Genomic DNA, 23,058 nt, shown 5'->3' on the forward strand with positions numbered 1-23,058 from the left:
CGACCCGCGCCCGGTCCAGCGCATGGTCAAGTTCTACGAGAAGGGCGACCGGCCCCTCGAGATCGTCACCCCCGGCCGGGGCCGCGTTGCCGGCGCTCGCCCGGTCCGAGGAGGGCGGCCGATGAGCGGGATCGCGCGCGGCGCGTGGCAGGAGGCGTGGCAGGAGGCCGGGCGGCGGTTGCTGGTCAAGGCCGTGGAGGAGTTCGCGTACGAGGAGCTGCTGGTCCCGCGGCCGGACGGGACGGACGACGGATACCTGCTGGAGCTGGGCGGCGGGGTGCGGTGGACGTTCCGGGCGGCGCGCGGGTCGTTCGGCTCGTGGCGGGTCGAGCCCGGTTCGCTGCGCCGCCACCCCACCCCCGGGGATGGGGAGGACGGGCCCGAGCGGCTGCTGCTCGACGCCCGCGCGGTCCTCGGCTGGGACGGCCCGACCGCGGCCGAGGCGCTGCGCGAGCTGACCGCCACCCGCCGGGCCGAGGCGGAGGTCCTGTCCCGCGCCCTGCCCGCCGCCGAGCTGGCCGCCCTCGACCACCTCGACCTGGAGGCGCACCAGCACGGCCACCCCTGCATGCTGCTGAACAAGGGCCGGCTCGGCTTCGCCGCCTCCGACGTCGCCGCCTACGCCCCCGAGGCCGCAGGGTCGGTGCGCCTGCGGTGGGCGGCCGTCCACTCGTCGCTGGCCGCGTACTCCGGCGTGCCCGGGCTGGACGCGGAGACGCTGCTGGCGGAGGAGCTGGACGAGGAGGTCCGCAAGGAGTTCGCCGTCGCCCTGGAGGAGGCGGCGGCGGGCAGCGGGCTGGACCCGGCCGCGTTCACCTGGCTGCCCGTCCACCCGTTCCACTGGGACGAGGCGGTGGAGCCGCTGTTCGCCCCGTACCTCGCCGGCGGCCGGATCGTGCCGCTCGGCGAGGGCCCCGACCGTTACCGGCCGCTCCAGTCGATCCGCACCCTCGCCAACCTGGACCGGCCGGAGCGGCGCAACGTGAAGGTGCCGCTGCTCATCCGCAACACGCTGGTCTGGCGCGGCCTGTCCACGGAGCCGACGCGGGCCGCGCCCGACGTGAGCGCGTGGCTGCTCGCGTTGCGCGACGCCGACCCGTACCTGCGCGACGAGCTGCGCTTCCACCCGCTCGGCGAGGTGGCGTCCGTGGCCGTGCGCCACCCGCTGTACGCCTCGGTGCCCGACGCCCCGTACCGCTACCACGAGCTGCTCGGCGCGGTGTGGCGCGAGCCGGTGACCGGGCTGCTGCGCGAGGGCGAGCGGGCGCGGACCATGGCGGCGCTGCTCACGGTCGGCTCGGACGGCCAGGCCCTGGCCGCCGAACTGGTCGCCCGGTCGGGCCTGGCACCGCGCGCCTGGCTGGCGCGGCTGTTCTCGGCGCTGCTGCCCGGTCTGCTGCGCTACCTCTACCGGCACGGGGTGGCGTTCTGCCCGCACGGCGAGAACACGGTGGTTCTGTACGACGCCGCCGACGTGCCGGTAGGGGTCGCGGTGAAGGACTTCGCCGAGGACGTGAACCTGCTGCCCGAGGATCTGCCCGCCTACGCCGGCCTGTCCGGCCGGGCCCGCGCGGTGCTGCTGCGCTGGCCGGCCGGCGAGCTGGCGCACTCGCTGCTGAGCGCCGTGTTCGCCGGCCACTTCCGGTTCCTCGCGCCGCTGGCCGAGGAGCACCTGGGCGTGCCGGAGCCGGAGTTCTGGCGGATGGTCCGGGAGGAGATCGAGCGCCACCACGCCCGCTTCCCCGAGGATGCCGGCCGGGCGGAGGCGTTCGGGCTGCTGGCCCCCTCCTTCGACCGGGTGGCGCTCAACCGGGAGCAGCTCCTCGGCGGCCGCTTCCACGACCGGGCCGAGCGCGACGAGGGCTTCGACGTGGTCCACGGCACGGTCCCCAACCCCCTCTTCCGCGCGCCCGTCCCCCGGCAGCGCCCCGGCTCCCGGGAGGATTGATGAGCGTGCTCAGCTACGAACGGCTGCGCGAGGAGGCCGCCGCCGGGCGGGTGGAGGAGGTGGTCGTCGCCGTCCCCGACCTCCAGGGGCGGCTGCAGGGCAGCCGCATGTCGGTGCCGTACTTCCTGGACGAGGTGGCGCGGGGCGGGTTCGGCGCGTGCGTGTACCTGCTGGCCGCCGACGTGGAGATGGCGACCGGCCCCGGGTACGCGATCGACGCCTGGGAGGCGGGTTTCGGGGACTTCGTCCTGCGGCCCGATCCGGGGACGCTGCGGCTCCTGCCGTGGGATCCCGGGACCGCGCTCGTCGTCGCCGACGCCGTGTGGCCGGGAGGCGAGCCGGTGGAGGTGGCGCCCCGGCGGGTGCTGCGCGCCCAGCTCGACCGGCTGGCCGAGCGCGGCCTGGTGGCGCTGGCCGGCACAGAGCTGGAGTTCCTGGTGTTCCGCGGGTCGTACCGCGACGCCTGGGAGCGCCGCTACCACGGCCTGGAGACCGGCACCCGCTACAACGTGGACTACGCGCTGCACGGGTTGTCCGAGATGGAGCCGGTGGTGCGCCGGATCCGCCGCGAGATGGTCCACGCCGGTCTGACGATGGAGACGGCCCGCGGGGAGTGCCATCCCGGGCAGTACGAGATCGTGTTCCGCTACGACGAGGCGATGGCCACCTGCGACAAGCACGTCCTGTTCAAGAACGGCGCCAGGCGGATCGCCGAGCAGGAGGGGGTGGCGCTCACGTTCATGCCGAAGTTCGACGAGGGCGAGGGCAACTCCTGCCACGTCCACCTGTCGCTGCGCGGCGCCGACGGCTCACCGGTGTTCGCCGGCGCGGGGACGGGCGCGGACGACGGGATGTCGGAGCTGTTCCGGCACTTCGTCGCCGGGCAGCTCGCCTGCCTGCCGGAGCTGACGCTGGCCATGGCGCCGAACGTCAACTCCTACAAGCGGCTGCGGCCGGGCGCGTTCGCCCCCACCGGGATCGCGTGGGGCCGGGACAACCGGACGTGCCCGATCCGGGTCGTCGGCTCGGGCGCCTCGCTGCGCCTGGAGCACCGGGTGCCGGGCGGCGACGCCAACCCCTACCTCGCCGTGGCCGCCGTGATCGCCGCCGGCCTGTACGGGATCGAGAACCGGCTGCCGCTGCCCGGACCGCATTCCGGCAACGCGCTGGCCGACCCGTCGGTGCCGCGGCTGCCCGCGACGCTGGGCGAAGCGCTGCGCCGGTGGGAGGAGGGGGACCTGGCGGCGAAGGTGTTCGGCGACGCGGTGGCCGGGCACTACGCGGCGGCGGCCCGGGCCGAGCTGGCGGCCTTCGAGTCGGCGGTCACGGACTGGGAGCGGGTCCGCGGCTTCGAACGCCTGTGACCCCCTGCGCCGCGCGATCACGGTCACGGTGTGACGGCGGCCTCCGCGCGGAGCGGGAAGTGCCAGGCCACGCGGTGCAGGCCGCCCGAGAGCTGGTGCGCCCCGGGTCCGGTGCTGCTGGAGGGCACGCTGGAGGCGGTCGCCGACGACCCCGACGGCGGCCGCGTGGCCTCGGTCCGGGTCGGCGGGCTCAGCGTCTTCCTCACCTCGCGCCGCATGCAGTACCGGCTGCTGGAGTCCTACCGCCGCCTCGGCGTCGACGTCGCCGGGGTCGACGTGGTCACCGTCAAGATCGGTTACCTGGAGCCGGAGCTGTTCGAGGCCGCCGCCGGCTGGATGCTCGCCCTCACCCCCGGTGGCGTCGACCAGGACCTGCTCCGCCTGCCGTACACCGGCCTCACCAGGCTGATCTTCCCGCTGGATCGCGACTTCACCCCCGAAGGTCTCTGACCCCGCGGGGACCGTCAGACGATGCCGCCGTTGGCGCGGACGACCTGGCCGTTCACCCAGTGACCCGGGCCGGCCAGGAAGGCGACGACCTCGGCGATGTCGGCCGGGGTGCCGAGGCGTTCCAGCGGCGGCTGCGCGGCCAGGGCCGAGACCGTCTCCTCGTCCTTGCCCTCGAAGAACAGGTCGGTCGCGGTCGGGCCGGGCGCGACCGTGTTGACCGAGATGTCGCGCCCGCGCAGCTCCCTGGCCAGGATGAGGGTGAGCGCCTCCACCGCGCCCTTGGTCGCGCTGTAGGCGCCGTACCCGGGGAAGGCCAGCCCGACGACCGAGCTGGAGAACAGGACGATCGCGCCGCCGTCCCGCATCCGCCGCACGGCCTGCTGGGCGACGACGAACGTGCCCCGGACGTTCGTGCGGTACAGGGCGTCGAGGACGGCGAGCTCCAGGTCGGCGACCGGAGCCAGGCCCATCTTGCCGGCCGCGTGGACGACGATGTCGGTGCCGCCGAACGACGACTCGGCCGCGTCGAACAGCCCGGCGGCGGCGTGCTCGTCGGCCACGTCGGCCCGGACGGCGACGGCCTCGCCGCCCGCCTCGGCGATCTCCCGTACGGCGGCCTCGGCCTCGGCCTTGTCGCCCGCGTAGCCGACGACGACGGCCACGCCGTCCCGGGCGAGGCGCCGGGCGCTCGCGCGGCCGATGCCGCGGGAGCCGCCGGTCACCACGGCGACCCGTGAGGAATCATCGGTAGGCACATGCGCTCCTGTGGGATGAACGGGCCCTCCCCCGCGGGGACCCCTCCCCCGGTTCGTACCACCGGGAGCGCCAGGCCACCCCCGCCGCGCCGCTCCCGGGGAAGACCCGCCCCCCGCCTCAGCGCTCCGCGGCCAGCCGTACGCCCAGGCCGATGAACAGGCCGCCCGTGGCGACGTCGATCCGGCGTCGGGCGGCGCGGCGGACGCGCAGCCAGCCGCCGATGCGGCCCGCGAGCACGCCGACCGTCCCGTCCACCAGGAACTCCAGCGCGATGAGGACGGCCCCCAGGATCGCGAACTGCAGCCACACGCCGCCCAGCTCCGGGTTCACGAACTGCGGCAGGAACGCGATGGTGAAGGTGACCATCTTGGGGTTGAGCAGGTTCGTCACCAGCCCGCGCAGGAACGCCTGGCGGCCGGTCATCCCCGCGCCACCGGCCCGCTCGTCGAGCGCGACCTCGCCGCGGTTGCGGATCATCTGGACGCCGAGGTAGACGAGGTACGCGGCGCCGACGACGCGGACGACGGCGAACGCCGTGGGGGCGGCCTCGAACAGCGCGGCCAGGCCGGCGGCGGCCACAGCGACGTGGATGGCCTCGCTCGTCGCCACACCGGCGGTGGCCAGCAGCCCGGCGCGGGCGCCGCCGCGCATCCCGCATCCGAGGACGAACAGCATGTCGGGGCCGGGGGCGACCATGGCCACGAGGGAGGTGAGGGTGAACGCCATGAGGAGATGCGGGTCGATCGGCATACCAAAATCTTGACATATCGCCATACGCGGCCCCAGCCCGTGGGCCGCCTCCCGGCTGAGCCGCGCGGAAGGGCTCCCTAGGATCACCCCCATGGAAGCGACGATCACGTACCTGGAGATGACCTCCCCCGACCAGCTCGTGCCCGGTCGTGAGGTGGCCGGTCCGGCCCTGGAGTGGGTGGACCGCACCTGCCGCGACCTGCCCGCCGTCCAGGCGCGGATCGGCGCCCCGTACGGCTGGCGGGCGGCCCGGCTGTCCCCGGAGGAGTGGGAGCGGAAGCTGGAGCGTGATCCGTACGACTACTACCTGATCCGGCACGAGGACGAGATCGCCGGCATGCTGGCCGTGCACCCGCAGGACGACGGCGACGTCGAGATCGAGACGTTCGGGCTGGTCCCCGAGTTCGTCGGCCGGGGGCTCGGCGGGCACGCGCTCACGCTGTGCGTGCGGCAGGCGTGGGCGACCACGCCGCGCGACGGCGGCCCGGCCCGGCGCGTCTGGCTGCACACCTCCAGCGCCGACAACCCCGCCGCCCTGCCGAACTACCGGGCCCGCGGCTTCCGGCCGTACCGCACGCGGACCGAGACGCGGACCGAGACGCAGACCGAGACGGAGCCCAGGAAGGACACCGAGACCGCCTGACCGCGCCCGCCGGACCGCTGACCGTGTCCGGCGACCGTCCCCCCGGTCCGGCAGAACCCGGCCTCGCGTCTCACCGCCTCGCGTCTCACCGGCCCGTGCCGGCGGCGTCGAGGCGTCCGCGGATGGCCGTCCTGGCCCGCTCGTAGGCCTTCGGGTCGTCGTGCAGCAAGGAGACGGCGTTGGCGGTCTCCATGAACGCTATGAGCTCGAAGGCGAGCTGGCCGGCGTCCGTGTCGCCGTCGAGCTCGCCGAGCTGGCGGGCGTCGTCGGCGGTGCGCGCCACGAAGCGGCTCCAGTCGAGGCCCGCCGCGGCGACGGCGTCGCGCACCCGGCCGGGGCGGGCGTCGAACTCCGCGGTGACGGCGAAGAAGAAACAGCCGCCCGGGAAGACCCGCCGCTCCGAGTAGCTCAGCCAGTTCTCGCACAGCCGGCGCAGCCTGCCCACGCCCGGCGGCACCGTCAGGGCGGGCTGGATGACCTCCGCGACGTACACCTCCTTGGCGACGCGGATCGTGGCGAGCTGCAGCTCCTCCTTGGAGCCGAAGTAGCCGAACAGGCCGCTCTTGCTCACGCCGAGGTCCGTGGCCAGCCGGCCGATCGACAGCCCTTCCAGCCCGTCCTGCGAGGCGATGTCCGCCGCCCGGCGCAGGATCACGTTGCGCGTCCGCTCGTCCCGCGGCCTTCCCGGCATCTCCACCCCTCTGAGGACGAACGTTCGCTTCAGGATAGCCGCTTGACGTCGCTCTCAGCACGCTTCTATTGTCAGCACGAACGTTCGTACTTTGAAGGGCGGATGATGACCGACCGCACAACCGCAGACCTCCGGGAGCTGCACCGGCGCGCGCTGGAGCTCGCCGGAGGAGCGATCGCCCAAGTCACCTCCGTGGACCTCGACCGGCCCACACCGTGCGCGGAGTGGACGCTGGGCGAGCTGCTGCTGCACATGGTGAGCGAGAACCGCGGCTTCGCCGCCGCCGCCGCGGGCCGGCCGGCGGTCTGGGACAGCGGCGACCTCGGGGACGACCCGTTCGGCGCCTTCCAGGACTCCGCGGCCGCCGTCGTGACGGCGTTCTCCGCCCCCGACGTCCACGACCGCCAGGTGGAGATCCGCGAGTTCGGCGTCTTCCCCGGGCGGGCCGCCATCGGCATGCACATGATCGACTGCCTCGTGCACGGGTGGGATGTCGCCGCCAGCATCGACGTGTCCTACCGGCCCGACCCCGAGCTGGTCGCCGCCGGGATGGCGGTGGCCGCCCGGGTCCCGGACACGCCGAAGAGCCGCGGCCCGGGCGCCGCGTTCGACACGAGGGTTCCGGTGCCCGGCGACGCGCCGGACTTCCAGCGGCTGCTCGGCCTGCTGGGCCGCTCCCCGTCGTGGGCGGCGTCATGCTGACGAGCCGCTGGACGCCCGGACCGGCGGCCGGCGTCACCGGCCCGGTGCTGGTCAGCGTCACCGACTTCCACGCCGACCGGCTGCGCGACATGCCCGGCGTCTACCAGGCCGGGCTCGCCCTGCGCCGGGCCTGGCCCGACCTGCCCGGTGCGGTCGGCATGTGGCTCTGGACGGAGCCGTTGCGCGGCAGGTGCGGCTCGGTGTCGATCTGGCTGGACGAACAGGCCCTGCGCGGGTTCGTCGGCCTGCCGGACCACGTCGCCATCGTGCGGCGCTATCGCGGGCGGGGGCGGCTCAGGTCCACCGCCTGGACGACCACCCAGGCCGACCGCGGCGTCTGGGCCCAGGCGCGGGCCTACCTGGCCGGCGAGGAGACCCTGGCACCGTGACCGGCGAACACGAGGTGTTGCGCGTCCTCGCCGACCGGGTCCGCCGAGGCAGCCGGCCCGGCGAGCGACGGGACGGCCACCGGGTGGCACTGGCCGTCGAGGGCGGCGGCATGCGTGGCACGATCTCCGCCGGCATGGCCCTGGCGCTGCACGAGAGCGGAGTGGCACACGCCTTCGACGCGGTCTACGGAGCGTCGGCGGGGGCCATCACCGGGGCCTGGCTGCTCAGCGGGACTCCCGAGCAGCTGACCGGCTGGGCTGAACCCGTCTATGCCAGGGCGATGATCCGCCCGTCCAACCTCCTGCGCGGCCGGCCGGTGGTCGACGTGCGCAACCTCGTCGAGCACCTGTATCGCGAGGTGGCCCGGATGGACTTCGACGCCGTCCTGGCCAATCCCGTCGAGTACCACCCGCTGGCCACCGATGTCCGCACCGGGCGGTCCACCGATCTGCGCCCGCATCTGACCGGTCCGGCCGAGCTGCGGCTGGCCCTGCGGGCCAGCGCCGCCCTGCCGTTCCTCGCCGGTCCGCCGGTCGAACTGGCCGGGCGGCTCTACTACGACGCGGGACTCGCCGAGTCCATCCCGTACCGCACCGCCCTGGCACAGGGCGCCAGCCACGTCCTGGTCCTGCGGTCGCGCCCCGCGCCGCCGGCCGGGACCAGGACCACGGCCGCCCGCCCCGGCGCGCGGCCGTCCTACGGAGCGCGCCTGGTCGCCGCCACCGTCCTGCGGGAGTATCCCGAGGCGCTGCACCGCAGTTTCCTCACGCGCGCCCACCGCCTGCTGGACGACGACGCGGTGCTCACCCGCTACGACCAGTCCATGCCGCCGGCGTCCGCCCCACCCGCCGGCGGCCGGACCCCGGCGCGTCCGGCGGTCCTGTCCGTGCGCCCGGCGCCTGACGCGCCTCGCGTCGGGCGCCTCACCCGCGACGGCGAACCGCTCAAGGCCGCGCTCGAAGCCGGCCGCGCGGCGGTCGGCCGTCTGCTGCGGCCGCTCGGCCTGCTGACCGTCGGCTGAGATCCCGTCATCACCCCCTCTGGAGGTCGCACCATGGTCAAGTCGCTGCTGTACACCGGTCCGGCGCTCGACGACCTGCACGAGCAGTACGCCAAGAACGGCCGCGTCGACGACCGGGCGGCGGTGCGGGCCCGCTGCGACGTCGCGATCGACGCGCCGGTCGAGACGGTCTGGGACGTGCTGGCCACCCCGGACGGCTGGTCCCGCATCGACCCGGCGATCCACGACGTGCGGCTGGACGGCGCGGTCGCGCCGGACACGTCCTTCTCGTGGGTCAACGGCAAGGCGAAGATCCGGTCCAGGTTCGCCGTGGTCCGTCAGAGTGAGGAGCTCACGTGGACGGGCGTGAGCTTCGGGGCCCGCGCCGTCCACCGGCACCTGCTGCGGCGGCGCGCCGACGGCGGCACGGACCTGGAGGTGAGCGAGTCCATGGCCGGGCCGCTGCTCGGCCTGTTCTTCGGCGAGGCCAAGCTGCGGGCGGCGCTGACGTCCTGGGCGGCCGGCATCAAGCGAGCCGCGGAGGACCTCCACCACGGCGCCCCCTGAACGTCTCCGTGTCCCCGCGACGGCCCCCGGGCGGCGTGACCCACCTGCCGGGCGGTCCCCTTCTCGTGGCAGCCGGGCGACAGGAGGGGTGCCGCGACCTACGTCTCGCGGGCGAGCCCCAGCCGGCGGCCGGCGGTGGCGAACGCCGACGCGATCCGGTCGAGATGGGCCTCGGTGTGGGCGGCGGTGATGCTGACCCGGACGAGAGCCTGGCCGGGCGGGACGCCGGGCGGGACCATGGCGGTGGCGAAGACGCCTTCGTCGAACAGCTCCCGCCACAGCCGGAAGCACAGCAGGTCGTCGCCGACCGGCACCGCCATGACCGGCCGATCGGCGGGGACGACCGCGTACCCCATCGCGGCCAGTTCCCCGCTCAGCCGTCGCGCCGCCACCCGCAGGCGGTGGCGGCGCTCCGGCTCCGCGGCGACGATGCCCAGGGCGGCCAGCGCGGCCGCGGCGCACGCCGGCGACAGGGCGGCCGTGAACACCATGGACCGCGCGTAGTGCCGCAGGTAGGCGATGATCTCCTCGGGCCCGGCCACCGCGCCCCCGACGGTTCCCAGCGCCTTGGAGAAGGTCATGGTCTGCACGTCCACCGCGCCCTCCAGCCCGTGGTGCTCGGCCGCGCCCCGCCCGGCCGGGCCCAGCAGGCCGACGTCGTGGGCGCTGTCCAGGACGACACGGGCGCCGTGGACGCGGGCGAGCCGCGCGATGCCCGGCAGGTCGCAGACGCTGCCGGAGGTCGAGAACATGCCCTCGGTGACGATCAGCCGCCCGGCGCCGGGATCGCAGGCGTCGAGCAGCCGCTCCAGATGCTCCATGTCGTTGTGCCGGTAGCGGCGTAACCGCGCCCCGCCCAGGCGTACGGCGTCGATCAGACAGGCGTGGATCAGCCGGTCGCCGATCACCGTGTCCTCCGGCCCGATGAGCGCCCCGAGGGCGAGGTTGGCCAGATAGCCGGCGCTGGTCACCATGACCGCCGCTCGCCCGAGGAAGGCCGCCAGCCGCGCTTCGAGTTCCTCGTGCAGGGCGAGGGAGCCGTTGCTGAGGCGTGAGCCGCCGCCGCCGGTGCCCAGCCGGCGCGTCGCCTCGACCGCCGCCTCCTTCACGCGTTCGTCGCCCGACAGGCCCAGGTAGTCGTTGGAGCCCGCCTGGACGAGCACCCGCCCGTCGATCAGGACCTCGGCCCCGCCCGGCCGCTCCTCGATCGCCCGGTAATAGGGATAGACGCCGAGGTCCTTGACGAACTGGTATGTCGCGGGCAGCCGGCATTTCGCGAACACATCGGCCATGAATCCTCGCCCCTCCGGATTTATCCCGTGTACGGCATTCGCGTAGAAGTCTGCTCGATCAGCCGTCGTCGCCAGGTGTCCTGACCCGGACGGCACGGGGACGGGACCGCGCCTCGCGCCCCCGGCCGGGCGCCCCGGCTGCCCGGCGCGTCAGTGGCGCGGGCGCCGTTCGGGGAGCGCGACGCGGTCCGCGAGGCGCTGCGGGGAGCCGGTCCGGTCCTCATGGTGTCGGCGTCCGAGACGCCCGACCGGGTCGAGCAGCACCGCGCGTTCGTGGACGCCGCCGCTCCAGCCGGCCGTCGTTCCCGGCGACCAGGTGGCCCAACCGGAAGAGGACGCGGGGACGCACCGACGCGCCTATCGTCAACGCTCGGTTGACGATCGCCTTTCGTCAACTTAAGGTTGACGCATGCGTCCCCTCAGATGGCTCGCCGAGGAGGGCCCGCGAGCGCTGCCCTGCGCGGTCGCCGCCCTGGTCGTCGCCGGTCTGCTCGCCGCCGCCCTCTGGTGAGCCCCCACGGCGGGTGAGGGCTCACCCAGGCGAGGCGACGGCTCAGGACACGTACAGCCGCAGGTGCTCCGCCGTCAGGGAGGTGCCCGTGGCGACCAGCTCGGCCGGGGTGCCCGAGAAGACGACCCGGCCGCCGTCGTGGCCCGCGCCCGGCCCCAGGTCGATGATCCAGTCGGCGTGGGCCATGACGGCCTGGTGGTGCTCGATGACGATGACCGTGTTGCCGGCGTCCACCAGCCGGTCCAGCAGCCCGAGCAACTGGTCGACGTCCGCCAGGTGCAGGCCGGTGGTGGGCTCGTCCAGGACGTACGTGGTGCCGTTGCGCGCCATGTTGACGGCCAGCTTCAGCCGCTGCCGCTCGCCGCCCGACAGGGTGGTGAGCGGCTGGCCGAGCGTGAGGTAGCCGAGCCCGACGGCGGCCAGCCGGTCGAGGATGGCCCGCGCCTGACCGGAGCCGAAGAACTCGAGCGCCTCCCCCACCGGCATGGCCAGCACCTCGCTGATGTTGCGCCCCCGCAGCCGGTACGTCAGGACCTCCGGGGTGAACCGCCGCCCCTCGCACTCCTCGCACACGGACGCCACCTCGGCCATCATCGCGAGGTCGGTGTAGACGAGCCCGATGCCCTTGCAGGCCGGGCAGGCGCCCTCGGAGTTGGCGCTGAACAGGCTCGCTTTCACCCCGTTGGCCTTGGCGAACGCCGCCCGGATCGGGTCGAGCAGGCCGGTGTAGGTGGCCGGGTTGCTGCGGCGCGACCCGCGGATCGGCGACTGGTCGGCGACCACGACGCCCTCGCGCCCCGCGACGTACCCGTGGATGAGCGAGCTCTTGCCCGAGCCGGCGACACCGGTCACGACCGTGAGCACGCCGAGCGGGATGTCGGCGCTCACGTCACGCAGATTGTGCAGCGTGGCGCCGCGCACGGCCAGGTGGCCGGTGGGGCGGCGGGCGTCCTCGCGCAGCTTGGCGCGGTGGTCGAGGTAGCGGCCGGTGAGGGTGCCGGAGGCGCGCAGCCCGGCGAGGTCGCCGTCGTAGCAGAGGTGGCCGCCCTGGGTGCCGGCGCCGGGGCCGAGGTCCACGACGTGGTCGGCGATGGCGATGGTCTCCGGCTTGTGCTCGACGACGAGCACCGTGTTGCCCTTGTCGCGCAGCCGCAGCAGCAGGCCGTTCATGCGCTGGATGTCGTGCGGGTGCAGCCCCGCGGTCGGCTCGTCGAAGACGTACGTGACGTCGCTGAGGCTGGAGGTGAGGTGGCGCACCATCTTGACGCGCTGGGCCTCGCCGCCGGACAGGGTGGAGGACTCCCGGTCCAGGCTCAGGTAGCCGAGGCCGATCTCGACGAGCGAGTCGAGGGTCTCCAGGAGGGTGTCGATCAGCGGCTTGACCGAGGCGTCCCCGATCCCGCGGACGAACGCGGCGAGCTCGTCGATCTGCATGGCCGAGCAGTCGGTGATGCTGCGGCCGTCGATGAGGCTGGAGCGGGCGGCCTCGTTGAGCCGGGTGCCGCCGCAGGCCCCGCACGGGGCGAGCTTGACGGCCCGGTCGGCGAAGGCGCGCGCCCCCGCCTGCATCGACTCGCGGTCCTTGGCCAGGTAGAGGCGCCGGACCTTGACGACGAGCCCCTCGTAGGTGAAGGTGTTGGAGCCCATCTTGATCTTGGTGGCGGGCTTGTGGAGGAAGTCCTCCCACTGCTCCGGGGTGTAGTCGCGCAGCGGGGTGCCGGGGTCGAACAGGCCGGAGTTCGCCATGAGCTGCCAGTACCACGAGTCCTTGGCGAAGCCGGGCACCTTGATCGCCCCGTCGTTCAGGGACAGGTCGCGGTCCACCAGCTCGTCCACGTCGATCTCGGACGCCTTGCCGAGGCCCTCGCACGCGGGGCACATGCCCTCGGCCCGGTTGAAGCTGAAGGCGAAGGGCGGACCGGCGTGCGGGACGCCCAGGCGGCTGAACATGATCCGCAGCATGGTGTGGCAGTCGGTGGCGGTGCCGACGGTGGAGCGGACGTTGGCGCCCATCCGCTCCTGGTCCACGATGATCGCCGCACTGAGGTTGCTCAGCGCGTCGACGTCCGGCCGCGCCTGGGAGGGCATGAAGTTCTGGATGAACGCGGTGTAGGTCTCGTTGATGAGCCGGCGCGACTCCGCCGCGATGGTGTCGAAGACGAGCGATGACTTGCCGGAGCCGGACACGCCGGTGAAGACGGTCAGGCGCCGTTTGGGGATGTCGAGCGAGACACCCGCCAGGTTGTTCTCCCTGGCGCCGCGCACCTGGATGACGTCGTGGCTGTCGGCGGCCGGTCGGCCGGACCCGTCGTGCCCGTCGGGGGCGAAGACGGCACCGGCCTGCGTGCTGAGGAGGGGGGAATGCATGGCTTCAAGTGTGCCATTGATGTGCCCGTTGATAGTTTTGCCGCGATCAACCCTCAGCAACAGGAGAGAAGCGTGGCAAACCCTCAAATGCTACATAACGTGGGTGGTGATGGTGGGGCGCTGCGGCCGGTCGATCTGGCGCGCCTCGTGGGGCTGTCCACCCAGCAGATCCGCAACTACGCCGACGCGGGCGTCCTGCCGCCCGCCCCGCGCACGGAGGCGGGCTACCGCCGTTTCGGAGCGCGGCACCGGGAGGCGCTGCTGGCCTACCGGGCGCTGGCGGCGGGCCACGGCTGGGAGCGCGCCGGCGAGATCCTGCGGGCCGTGAACGAGGGCGACGCGGCGACGGCCCTGGCGCTCGTGGACGCGGGGCACGCCGCGCTGCACGAGCAGCGGCTGTCGCTCCAGGCGATCGGCGCGGCCCTGGAGGAGGTCGCGGTCCGCGGCCCGGGCGCCTCCGCGACGCCCCGTCCGGGGTTGCGCGTGGGCGAGGTGGCGGCCCGTCTCGGGGTGCGGACGTCGGCGTTGCGGCTGTGGGAGGCGAGCGGGCTGATCCTGCCCGGCCGTGACCCGGTGACGGGCTACCGGACGTTCGGGCCGGACGACGTGCGCGACGCGCAGATGGTGAGGATGCTGCGGGAGGCGCGCCATCCCCTGCCCCGGATCCGGCTCATCCTCGACGCGCTGCGCCGCACGGGCAGCACCGACGCGCTGCGCGCCGCCCTCGCCGAGCGGCGGGCCGAGCTCGAACGGCGGGCGATGGCCATGCTGGAGGGCGCCGCCCTGCTCCACCGCTACGTCACGGATGCGCAGGCCACCGATGCGCAGGCCCCGGATGCGTGGGCCGCCGATGCGGGAGTCTCGGCCGCGGAGGTCGCGGTCAGGGCTTGAGGCGGGTGAGGGCGTCAGGGGGAAGGCGGGCGGCGAGGGCGTCCAGCATGGCCGTGACCTCGGCGACCTCGCCGGGGTCGGCGCCGCCCAGCGCGGTGGCCAGCGCCTCGTCGACGGGCGCCGTGCGCACCTCGGTGACCCGCTCGGAGATCTGCGGCGCGTGCCTGATCACGGTCCTGCGCCGGTCGCGCGGGTCGGGCTCGGTGACCACGGCGCCCGCCTCGCGCAGGCGGGCCACGGCGGCCGACACGGCGCTCTGCGGCAGCCCGGTGCGGGCGACGATCTCGCCGACCGAGGTCTCGGGATGGCTCCGGACGTCGCTCACGACGATGAGGACGGTGCGCACGCTCGTCGTCTGCGGGCCGATGCCCTCCGTCGGCATGGCCTCCTCGCCGATCTTCATCAGCGTCCGCCCGAGCAGGAACAGGTCCACCGCGTTCATGGCACCGACAATACATCCAACGAGATGCATCTGGCTTGATGCATCAAATTCGATGAAGTAGGGTCGGAGACGTCACCCGCCCCCCTCCCCGAAAGGCGGACCCGATGAGCTTCCTGCGTGTCCCCGGCGCGACCCTGTGCTACGAGGTCCAGGGCTCCGGCCCCCTGCTGCTGATCTCCCAGAGCGGCGAGGGCGACGCCGGCCGCAGCGTCGACCTCGTCAGACACCTCACCGGCGCGTACACCGTGGTCACCTACGACCGGCGCGGCCTGTCCCGCAGCACCCTCGACGACCCCTCGCGCGGCGTGACGCTCCAGGAGCACGCCGACGACGTCGCGGCCCTGCTGACCGCCCTCGCGGACGGGCCGGCGGCGATGCTCGGGTGCAGCCTCGGCGCGTCCATCGGCCTGCGCCTCGCCGTCTCCGACCCCGCGCTGCTGAGCGTCCTCGTCGCCCACGAGCCGGTCTCCCCCTGGCTGCTGCCGCCCGCCGACGAGGCCCGCCACCGGGAGGAGCTCGTGACGATCCAGCGCCGCTTCCGTGAGGACGGCTGGCAGATCGCCGTCAAGGAGGCCGTGGCGACGCTCGGCATCGACCCCGGCTCCCGCGACACCGAGCCCGGCCTCACCCCGCAGCCCATGGACGCCCAGCGCGTCAGGAACATCGAGTTCTGGCTCGGCCAGGAGTTCACCGCCATCATCGGCGACCGGCTCGACCCCGCCGCGGTCGCCGCCTCGCCGGTCCGGATCCTGCCCGCCACGGGCAGCGCCACCCCGTCCCACGTGTACGACCACCGCTGCTCGGCACGGCTGGCGGACCTGCTCGGCACCGCAGTCGCCGTCTTCCCCGGCGGGCACAACGGCAACACCTCCCACCCGCGCGCCTACGCGGCCCGGCTGCGCGAGCTGCTCGCCTGACACGAGCCACCCAAGCGGGTCCGCCAGCCGCTGCTCGGCTCCCTCAGCGAGGCCGACGACGCCGTCCAGGAGGTCTGGCTGCGCCTGAGCCGCTTCGGCGGCGGCCCCGTCGCCAGAGGGGCGCTGTCGCGTCTGGAGGCCGTGGACCTCGCGGCTCTGCCCGGCTGAGCCTCCCCGTGTTCACGTGGCGGACGTTCGCGTCCCCGCAGGCGGGTCGATGCCGAGCTGCTCCGCCCGTACGAGTCCCGCCGCCGCGTCCGGGACCAGGCCGAGGCTCACGGTGTTCCTCCCCAGCAGCGCGTTGAGCGCCCAGTCGGCGGCCACGCGCAGCCGGTTGCCCGCCCCCGGCAGGGCGTACAGGTGGTAACCGCCGGTCACCGCCTTGGCGGGCGCCCCCGTGACGGGCAGGCCGAGGGGCGCGGCCACGGCCTGGGCGGCGCCGAGGTCGGCGACGGTGCCGAGGTCGCGGTGCCGGTACGGCCGGGCCGTGCCGTACCCGAGGCCGGCGGCGACATTGCGGGCCGCGGCCCGGCCCTGGCGCATGGCGTGCTGCGCGGTCTGCGGGCAGCACGAGCCGGGGCGGCCGAGGTCGGGCACCGCGGCGGCGTCCCCGAGCGCGAAGACGTCGGGGTGCCCCGGCACGGCGAGGCCGGCGCCCACGGTGAGCCGCCCCCTGTCCACGGGCAGGCCCAGTTCCTCGACCAGCGGGCTGCCCGTGACCCCGGCCGTCCACACCAGCAGCCGGCACGGCACGGCGGTGCCGTCGCTCAGGTGGGCGGTGTCGTGCGTGAGCCGGTCGACCAGGGTGCCGAGCCGTACCTCCACCCCGCGCGAGCGCAGGACGGCGAGGGCGTGCCGCGACAGGCGCGGCGGCAGGTGGTCCAGCACGCTGTGGCCGTGCTCGACGAGGACCCACCGGATGTGCTCGGCGCGCAGCCGCGGGCGGGCGCGCAGCGCCGAGGCGACGAGCAGCCGCATCTGCGCGACGTACTCCGTCCCGGCCAGTCCCGCCCCGACCACCACGAACGTGGTGTACGCCCGCCGCTCCGGCCCGTCCGGCAGCCCGTCGGCCAGCTCGAGCTGGGCGAGGACGCGTTCCCGCAGGTAGACCGCCTCGATGACGGTCTTGAAGCCGTGGGCGTGCTCGCGCAGCCCGGGGACGTCGCGGACGCGCGTCACGCTGCCCGGCGCGAGCACCAGCCGGTCCCAGGAGAGGGAGGAGACGTCGCCGTCGCGGTCGCGGACGCGGAGCGTGCGCGCCTCCGGGTCCGCGCCGACCACCTCGCCCACCTCCAGGCGGGTGCGCCGCAACGAGCGCAGCGGCACCGCGACGTCGGCCGGGTTGACCGTGCCGGCGGCCACCTGCGGCAGCAGCGGCGTGTACAGGTGGTAGTCGGTGCGGCTGACCAGGACGAGCTCGGCCGCGTGCGACGGGAGCAGGCGCTCCAGGCCGCGCAGGCAGTGGAAGCCGCCGAACCCCGCTCCGACGACCACGATCCTGGGCTTCGGCATGTTCCCTCCCCCACGTTGCTGGCCGGGCCACCGCCGGTTCAATCCCGGTTTTGCCGCATCCGGGGTGGCCGTTGGCCTTTCCGGGGTCCCAGGACGCCGCGGGGAGGAGGGCGGCGGGCGATCACGGCCGCCGGGGGCCTAGGCTGGGGTCTATCGGTCTGTTTCCGCAGGTCGCGGGTAAGGAATGCGCCAACGGGAGGCACCGGCGGGGGCACGGCCGGTGGAGCAGACATGGCCATGGTGTGCGAGTCCACGTTCGTCGGCCGCCGGCACGAGGTGGCCGCGGCCCGGAAGGCGCTGGCCCGGGCGCGGCTGCTCACGCTGACCGGCACGGGCGGCGTGGGCAAGAGCCGCCTGGCGCTGAAGGTGGCCGACGCCATGCGCGGCGCGTTCCGCGACGGCGTCGAGGTCGTCGAGCTGGCCACGCTGGAGGCCGGTGAGCTGCTCGCGTCGAGCGTCGCGACGGACCTGGGCCTGCGCGACGGCGAGTCCGACCCCATGGCGCTGCTGATCGACCACCTGGCCGAGCGGCGGACGCTGCTCGTGCTCGACAACTGCGAGCACCTGCTGGAGGAGTGCGCCCGGTTCGTGGCCCGGCTGCTGCGCGAGGCGCCGAAGCTGCGTGTCCTCGCCACGAGCAGGCAGAGGCTCGGCGTGTACGGCGAGCAGGTGCTCACCGTGCAGTCGCTGCCGGTTCCGGACCCGGGGCTGCCGCCGCACGTCATCGCCCGGCACGACGCGGTGCGGCTGTTCGCCGACCGCGCCGCCGGCGCGTCGCGCGGGTTCGAGCTGACCCGGGAGAACGCGGCGGACGTCGCGTGGCTGGCCCGGCGCCTCGACGGGCTGCCGCTGGCGATCGAGCTGGCGGCGGCCCGGCTGCGCGCGGTGCCGCTGGAGCGGCTGGTGAGCGAACTGGACGAGCGCCTGCGCGACGAGGGCCTCACCTCCGGGACGTCACCGGCCCCGCTGCCGTCCCGTCAGGCGACGCTGGGCGCGACCATGGAGTGGAGCTACCGCCTGTGCTCGCCGGGCGAGCAGCGGGTCTGGGCCCGGCTGGCGATGTTCCCCGGCGGGGCCGGCCTGGAGACGGCCGAGGCGGTGTGCTCCGGCGGCGAGGTGGACCGGTTCGAGGTGCTCGACCTGGTGGCGGGGCTGGTGGACAAGTCGATCCTCGTCGGCGAGCGGGCGGACGGAGGCGTCAGGTACCGCATGCTCGACACCATCCGCGCGTACGGCTACGACCGGCTGACCGGCGAGGAGGAACGGGAGCTGCGCGAGCGCTTCATCGCCCACCACCACGACGTCGTGATCCGCAACCGGATCCACGAGACGGTCCCCGACCAGCTCGAACGCTACCGGCTGCTGCGCCGCGAGCTGCCCAACCTGCGCGCCGCGATCGAGCTGTGTCTGGGCGGGGCGGGACCACCCGCCGTGGGGCTGGAGATGGCCGCGGAGCTGTGGTCGTTCTGGCTGCTGTCCGGGGCGGCGACCGAGGGCCGCTACTGGCTGGAACGCGGCCTGGAACGGGTGCCCGCGCCGAGCCGCGGCCGGGCGACGGGGCTGTGGGTGTACAGCATGCTGGCGCTGCGCCAGGGCGACGCCGCCGCGGCGGCGCCCCGCCTGGAGGAGTGCCGCGCCCTGGTCCGGCGCGAGGAGCTCGCCGACGTGCTGCCGTACGCCGTGCGGGCCTGCGGCGTGGCGGCGTTCTCCGCCGGCGAGCCCGAGCGCGGGCTCGCCCTGCTGGAGGAGTCGCTGGCCCTGCACCGGTCCGCGGCCGACCTCGACGGCGTGGCGTTCGGCCTGTACTACGCGGCGGCGTACGGGTCGCGCCAGCACCCGGAGCTGGCGGCGGCGTACGGCGAGGAGATGCTGGAGCTGTGCGAGGCGCACCAGGCGCCCGTGACCCGCGGGTACGCCCAGCTCGTGCTCGGCATCGCGCTGTGGAACCTCGGCGACGCGCGCCGGGCCGAGACGCTGGTGAGCGAGGCGGCCGGCTTCACCCGCGACATCGACGACAAGTGGTGTCTGACGCAGTGCGTGGAGGTGCTGGCGTGGGCGGCCGGCGCCCGGGGCGACCACGAGCGGGCCGCCGGCCTGCTGGGCGCCGCGCACGCTCTCTGGCAGGCCGTGGACGCCTCACCGATCCGGCTGTCGTACCACGCTCCCTGGCACGAGCAGTGCGCGGCGCGCGCCGTCCGGGCGCTCGGCGTCCGGGCGTACGAGGCGGCGTTCCGCGAGGGCGCCCGGCTGGGCCTCGATCCGCGGCTCCTCGTGGATCCGGGCCGGGCGGCGGGCTCCGCGCGGGTGCGGGAGGGCATGGGGCGGAACAGATGACTACGGGGGCGACGACGCGCCGGGCCGACGGGAACCTGCCCGCCGAGCTGACGAGTTTCGTGGGACGCCGGCAGGAGCTGGCCGAGGCCAGACGGCTGCTCTCCGCCGGCCGGCTGCTGACCCTGACCGGCGTCGGCGGGGTCGGCAAGACGAGGCTGGCGCTGCGGCTGGCCGCCGAGACGGCGCGCGGCCACCCGCACGGGGCGTGGCTGGCCGACCTCGCACCGCTGGCCGCCGGGGAGCTGCTGGCGGGGACGGTGGCGCAGTCCGTCGGGTGCCACCGGCACGATCTGGAGGGGCTGCGCGAGCACCTGCGCGACAAGCGGATGCTCCTCGTGCTGGACAACTGCGAGCACCTGCTGCCGGCGTGCGCCGCCCTGGTGACCGAGCTGCTCGCCGTCGGGCCCGGCGTGCGGATCGTCGCCACCAGCCGGCAGCCGCTGCACGTGCCGGGCGAGAGCCTGCTGGAGGTTCCGCCGCTGGCGGTGCCGGCGGAACCCGGGGCCGAGTCCCGGACCGGGCCAGGGAGGCCGGGAAGCGGGCCGGACGGCCTGCCCGGCGCGGACCGGGCAGGGGCCGCCGGGCTGGTGCCCGCCCAGCCGGACCCGGTGTCCCGCTCCGCGCCGGACCAGGCGGCGGACCCGGGGGCGCGCCTGGAGGCGAGCCCGGAGGTGAGCTCGGAGGCGGTCAGCCTGTTCGCCGACCGGGTGGCGGCCGTGGTGCCGGGCTTCAGGGTCCACGCGGGCAACAGCGTGGCGGTGACCCGGCTGTGCCGGCGGCTCGACGGGATCCCGCTGGCCATCGAGCTGGCGGCGGTGCGGATGCGCGTGCTGTCGGTCGAGCAGATCCTCGACCGGATCGACGACCGGTTCCGGCTGCTCGCCCAGGGCGTACGGGTGGCGATGCCGCGCCAGCGGACGCTGCGCGCGCTGGTCGACTGGAGCTACGACCTGTGCTCGCCCGAGGAGCGCGCCCTGTGGCGGCGGCTGTCGGTCTTCTCCGGCGGCTGGGACCTGGAGGCGGCGGCCGAGGTGTGCTGCTCGGCCGAGCTTCCCCGGGAGGCCGTTCCGGACGTGCTGGGCGCGCTGGTCGACAAGTCGGTCGTGCTGCGCAGGGAGGACGGATGGGGCGTCCGGTACGAGATGCTGGAGACGCTGCGCCAGTACGGCGAGGAGCGGCTGAGCGAGTCGGGCGCCCGCGTCGCGCTGCGGCTGCGCCACCGCGACTGGTGCCGTGAGCTGGCCGCGCGGGCCGAGGACGAGTGGTTCGGCCCGAACCAGATGCGCTGGCTGGGCCGGCTGCGCCGCGAGCAGGCCAACGTGCGCGCCGCGCTGGAGTTCTGCCTGAGCGAGCCGGGCGAGGCGTGGGCCGCGCTGGAGATCGGCGCCGCGATGTGGAGCCACCGGCTGTCGTGGACGTCGCCGAGCGAGGGGCACCACTGGCTGGAGCGGGCGCTGGCGGCGGGCACCGCGCCGGGCTCGGCGCGGGCCAAGGCGCTCTGGGTGGACGCCTGGCTCGTGCTGCTGCGGGGCGACGCGGCCGCCGCGCGGCCCCTGCTGGAGGAGTGCCGGGCGCTGTCGGAGCGGCTGGGTGACGAGGCCGCGGTCGCGGGGGCGGTGCACATCACCGGGTTCGCGGCGCTGCTGGCGGGCGACTTCCCGCGCGCCTTCGCCCTGCTGGAGGAGGCGCTGGCGCGGCGGCGGGCGCTCGGCTGCCGGGGGCACGGCTGGGTCACGCTGTTCCAGCTCGCGATGGCCGCGGTGTTCATGGACGACCCGCGCGCGCCGGGCCTGTGCGAGGAGGTGCTGGAGACCGCCAGGCGGGAGCGCGCCGAGTGGTCCGTGTCGTACGGGCTGTGGATCGTGGCCCTGGACCGGTGGCGGCGGGGCGACGCGGAGGCGGCCGTCACCATGATGCGGGACGCGATCCGGGTGAAGGTGCGCTGCCACGACCACCTCGGACTCGCGCAGTGCCTGGAGGGGCTGGCCTGGATCCTGGCCGGCCAGGGCAGACGCGCGCGGGCCGCCGAACTGCTCGGCGCGGCCCACATGGTGTGGCGGTCGATCGGGACGTCGCTGTCGGGCCTCGGCCACCTGGCCCGCTTCCACGACCGGTGCGAGGAGGGGCTGCGGCGCGACCTGGGCGACGAGCGATTCGCCGCGGGCTTCCTGCGCGGCTCGGAGCTCACGCTGGACGCCGCCGCGGCGTACGCGCTGGAGGATGGCCCGGCGCCCGAGGCGGGGGACGCCGAGCAGGAGCCGGGACTCGCCGCCCTGCTCACCCGCAGGGAGCGGGAGATCGCCGAGCTGGTGGCGCAGGGGCTGAGCAACCGGCAGATCGCCGAGGAACTCGTGATCGCGCAGCGCACCGCCGAGAACCACGTGGAGAACATCCTGCGCAAGCTCGGCTTCACCTCACGCGCGCAGGTCATCCGCGCATGGAACCCGCGTCAAGCCGGCTGACACGCCTTTGACCTTTGGTTCTGTACGATGAACGGAACATCGGACGGGCCGCTGGAGCTCGCCCGCCGGGCATTCGAGCCCCGCGGAGGAGCCTGTGCACGACCACGCCAGCCACGATCTCGGCAGGGGCCGTCCCGGCAGGGCCGGGACGGAGCCGCTGGTCCGTGTCCGCGGGGTGCGCAAGCGGTTCGGCGGCACCCCCGCCCTCGACGGCGTCGACCTCGACCTGGCCCGCGGCAGCGTCCTGGCGCTGGTGGGCCGCAACGGCGCGGGCAAGTCCACCCTGATCAAGATCCTGGCGGGCGTCCACCGCGCCGACGCCGGGGAGGTGACGGTCGCGGGGCACCCGCTCGGCGGCCGGGAGGCGGCCGGCCGGATGTCGTTCGTCCACCAGGATCCGGCGCTGGTCGACTGGATGACCGTCGCCGAGAACGTCGCGCTGGGCGCCGGCTACCCGCGGCGCGGCGGCCTGATCTCGCGGCGGGCGGCGCGCCGGCGTTGCGCGGAGGCGCTCGACGCGGTCGGCGCCCGGATCGACCCCGGCGAGCGGGCCGGCGACCTCACCCGGGCCGAGCGGTCGCTCGTCGCGGTCGCCCGCGCGCTGAGCCGCGACACCGACGTGATCGTGCTGGACGAGCCGACCGCGAGCCTGAGCGCGGCCGACCGGCAGCGGCTGTTCGGGGTGCTGCGGGCGCTGCGCGGGCGCGGGCGCGGCATCGTGTACGTGAGCCACCGGCTGGGCGAGGTGCGTGAACTGGCCGACAGCGTCGCCGTGCTGCGCGACGGACGCCTCGTGCGACAGGGCCCCCTCGACGGTGACCGCGGCGGCCAGGACGACCTGGTGCGCGCGATCGTGGGAGGCGAACCGGCCGTCCACCGGCGCGCGCGGCGGGAGGCGGGCGAGGTCGTGCTGAGCGTGCGCGCCCTGCGCACCGCGCTGGCCGGTCCGGTGGGTTTCGACCTGCGGGCCGGGGAGGCGATCGGCCTGACCGGGCTGGCCGGCGCGGGGCACGTGGACGTCGGGCGGGCGCTGGCCGGCGCGCGCCCCGTGGAGGGCGGCCGGATGCTG

At 74.9% G+C, this 23,058-nt stretch carries 20 protein-coding genes; 13 read left to right on the plus strand and 7 right to left on the minus strand.

The features are described 5' to 3' along the window. From AB0H81_RS32710 to AB0H81_RS32720, 3 genes are all read left to right on the plus strand, one after another. The coding region (locus AB0H81_RS32710; RefSeq protein WP_358382303.1) for an IucA/IucC family protein at positions 1 to 1,948 on the plus strand (1,948 nt) is incomplete at its 5' end. Continuing rightward, positions 1,948 to 3,312 carry a glutamine synthetase family protein gene (locus AB0H81_RS32715; protein ID WP_358382306.1) on the plus strand — a complete coding sequence of 455 codons (1,365 nt, stop codon included), beginning with the start codon at positions 1,948 to 1,950 and terminating at the stop codon, positions 3,310 to 3,312. The genes AB0H81_RS32710 and AB0H81_RS32715, both read left to right, overlap by 1 nt. Before the next feature lie 30 nt (positions 3,313 to 3,342). Further along, on the plus strand, positions 3,343 to 3,762 hold the full coding sequence (locus AB0H81_RS32720; protein ID WP_358382308.1) for an MlrC C-terminal domain-containing protein: 420 nt from the start codon (positions 3,343 to 3,345) through the stop codon (positions 3,760 to 3,762). 14 nt (positions 3,763 to 3,776) lie between these two features. Here the strand turns inward: AB0H81_RS32720 and AB0H81_RS32725 are convergent, their stop codons facing one another. After that, positions 3,777 to 4,517: an SDR family oxidoreductase gene (locus tag AB0H81_RS32725; RefSeq protein ID WP_358382311.1), complete on the minus strand. Its 741-nt coding sequence runs from the start codon at positions 4,515 to 4,517 to the stop codon at positions 3,777 to 3,779. Between the two features lie 118 nt (positions 4,518 to 4,635). Next, the gene (locus tag AB0H81_RS32730; protein ID WP_358382314.1) at positions 4,636 to 5,268 is read right to left on the minus strand and encodes a LysE family translocator; all 633 of its coding nucleotides are present in this window, start codon (positions 5,266 to 5,268) and stop codon (positions 4,636 to 4,638) included. A 91-nt stretch (positions 5,269 to 5,359) separates the two neighbouring features. On the opposite strand from AB0H81_RS32730, the gene AB0H81_RS32735 reads away from it, so the two are divergent. After that, positions 5,360 to 5,911, plus strand: coding sequence for a GNAT family N-acetyltransferase (locus AB0H81_RS32735; RefSeq protein WP_358382317.1), 552 nt, complete (start codon positions 5,360 to 5,362; stop codon positions 5,909 to 5,911). Between the two features lie 85 nt (positions 5,912 to 5,996). Here AB0H81_RS32735 and AB0H81_RS32740 read toward each other — a convergent pair whose 3' ends face one another. Beyond that, positions 5,997 to 6,602, minus strand: coding sequence for a TetR/AcrR family transcriptional regulator (locus tag AB0H81_RS32740; RefSeq protein WP_358382320.1), 606 nt, complete (start codon positions 6,600 to 6,602; stop codon positions 5,997 to 5,999). Positions 6,603 to 6,707: 105 nt separating this feature from the next. Here AB0H81_RS32740 and AB0H81_RS32745 point away from each other — a divergent pair, with 105 nt between their 5' ends. From AB0H81_RS32745 to AB0H81_RS32760, 4 genes are read left to right on the plus strand one after another with little or no spacing between them, the layout of a single operon-like run. Then, positions 6,708 to 7,304 carry a TIGR03086 family metal-binding protein gene (locus tag AB0H81_RS32745; RefSeq protein WP_358382323.1) on the plus strand — a complete coding sequence of 199 codons (597 nt, stop codon included), beginning with the start codon at positions 6,708 to 6,710 and terminating at the stop codon, positions 7,302 to 7,304. Beyond that, the gene (locus AB0H81_RS32750) at positions 7,298 to 7,693 is read left to right on the plus strand and encodes a hypothetical protein (RefSeq protein WP_358382326.1); all 396 of its coding nucleotides are present in this window, start codon (positions 7,298 to 7,300) and stop codon (positions 7,691 to 7,693) included. The genes AB0H81_RS32745 and AB0H81_RS32750 overlap by 7 nt, the downstream gene beginning before the upstream one ends. Next, positions 7,690 to 8,715 carry a patatin-like phospholipase family protein gene (locus AB0H81_RS32755; protein WP_358382329.1) on the plus strand — a complete coding sequence of 342 codons (1,026 nt, stop codon included), beginning with the start codon at positions 7,690 to 7,692 and terminating at the stop codon, positions 8,713 to 8,715. Before AB0H81_RS32750 ends, AB0H81_RS32755 begins: the two co-directional genes overlap by 4 nt. Positions 8,716 to 8,748: 33 nt before the next feature. After that, a complete protein-coding gene (locus AB0H81_RS32760) occupies positions 8,749 to 9,261 on the plus strand; it encodes an SRPBCC family protein (protein ID WP_358382332.1) in 513 nt (170 codons plus the stop codon). A 98-nt stretch (positions 9,262 to 9,359) separates the two neighbouring features. Here the strand turns inward: AB0H81_RS32760 and AB0H81_RS32765 are convergent, their stop codons facing one another. Both AB0H81_RS32765 and AB0H81_RS32770 read right to left on the minus strand, forming a co-directional pair. Beyond that, complete coding sequence (locus AB0H81_RS32765) at positions 9,360 to 10,553, minus strand: aminotransferase class I/II-fold pyridoxal phosphate-dependent enzyme (RefSeq protein WP_358382335.1); 1,194 nt, start codon at positions 10,551 to 10,553, stop codon at positions 9,360 to 9,362. Between the two features lie 553 nt (positions 10,554 to 11,106). Then, positions 11,107 to 13,431, minus strand: a complete 2,325-nt coding sequence (locus AB0H81_RS32770) for an excinuclease ABC subunit UvrA (protein WP_358382338.1) — start codon at positions 13,429 to 13,431, stop codon at positions 11,107 to 11,109. Positions 13,432 to 13,530: 99 nt separating this feature from the next. Here AB0H81_RS32770 and AB0H81_RS32775 point away from each other — a divergent pair, with 99 nt between their 5' ends. Then, complete coding sequence (locus AB0H81_RS32775) at positions 13,531 to 14,322, plus strand: MerR family transcriptional regulator (protein ID WP_358382341.1); 792 nt, start codon at positions 13,531 to 13,533, stop codon at positions 14,320 to 14,322. Here AB0H81_RS32775 and AB0H81_RS32780 read toward each other — a convergent pair. After that, positions 14,312 to 14,764: a MarR family transcriptional regulator gene (locus AB0H81_RS32780; RefSeq protein ID WP_358382344.1), complete on the minus strand. Its 453-nt coding sequence runs from the start codon at positions 14,762 to 14,764 to the stop codon at positions 14,312 to 14,314. The two genes, AB0H81_RS32775 and AB0H81_RS32780, sit on opposite strands and share 11 nt — an antisense overlap. Positions 14,765 to 14,868: 104 nt before the next feature. Here AB0H81_RS32780 and AB0H81_RS32785 point away from each other — a divergent pair, with 104 nt between their 5' ends. Then, positions 14,869 to 15,681, plus strand: a complete 813-nt coding sequence (locus AB0H81_RS32785; protein ID WP_358382347.1) for an alpha/beta hydrolase — start codon at positions 14,869 to 14,871, stop codon at positions 15,679 to 15,681. 180 nt (positions 15,682 to 15,861) lie between these two features. Here the strand turns inward: AB0H81_RS32785 and AB0H81_RS32790 are convergent, their stop codons facing one another. Next, positions 15,862 to 17,193: an NAD(P)/FAD-dependent oxidoreductase gene (locus AB0H81_RS32790; RefSeq protein WP_358382349.1), complete on the minus strand. Its 1,332-nt coding sequence runs from the start codon at positions 17,191 to 17,193 to the stop codon at positions 15,862 to 15,864. 231 nt (positions 17,194 to 17,424) lie between these two features. Here AB0H81_RS32790 and AB0H81_RS32795 point away from each other — a divergent pair, with 231 nt between their 5' ends. The 3 genes from AB0H81_RS32795 to AB0H81_RS32805 all read left to right on the plus strand — a co-directional run. Then, a complete protein-coding gene (locus AB0H81_RS32795; RefSeq protein WP_358382351.1) occupies positions 17,425 to 19,527 on the plus strand; it encodes an AAA family ATPase in 2,103 nt (700 codons plus the stop codon). Beyond that, a complete protein-coding gene (locus tag AB0H81_RS32800) occupies positions 19,524 to 21,989 on the plus strand; it encodes a LuxR C-terminal-related transcriptional regulator (protein WP_358382354.1) in 2,466 nt (821 codons plus the stop codon). The genes AB0H81_RS32795 and AB0H81_RS32800 overlap by 4 nt, the downstream gene beginning before the upstream one ends. Positions 21,990 to 22,083: 94 nt before the next feature. After that, the coding region (locus tag AB0H81_RS32805) for an ATP-binding cassette domain-containing protein (RefSeq protein ID WP_358382357.1) at positions 22,084 to 23,058 on the plus strand (975 nt) is incomplete at its 3' end.

It is taken from the genome of Nonomuraea sp. NPDC050691 (assembly GCF_040654455.1).
Taxonomy (GTDB): Bacteria; Actinomycetota; Actinomycetes; order Streptosporangiales; family Streptosporangiaceae; genus Nonomuraea.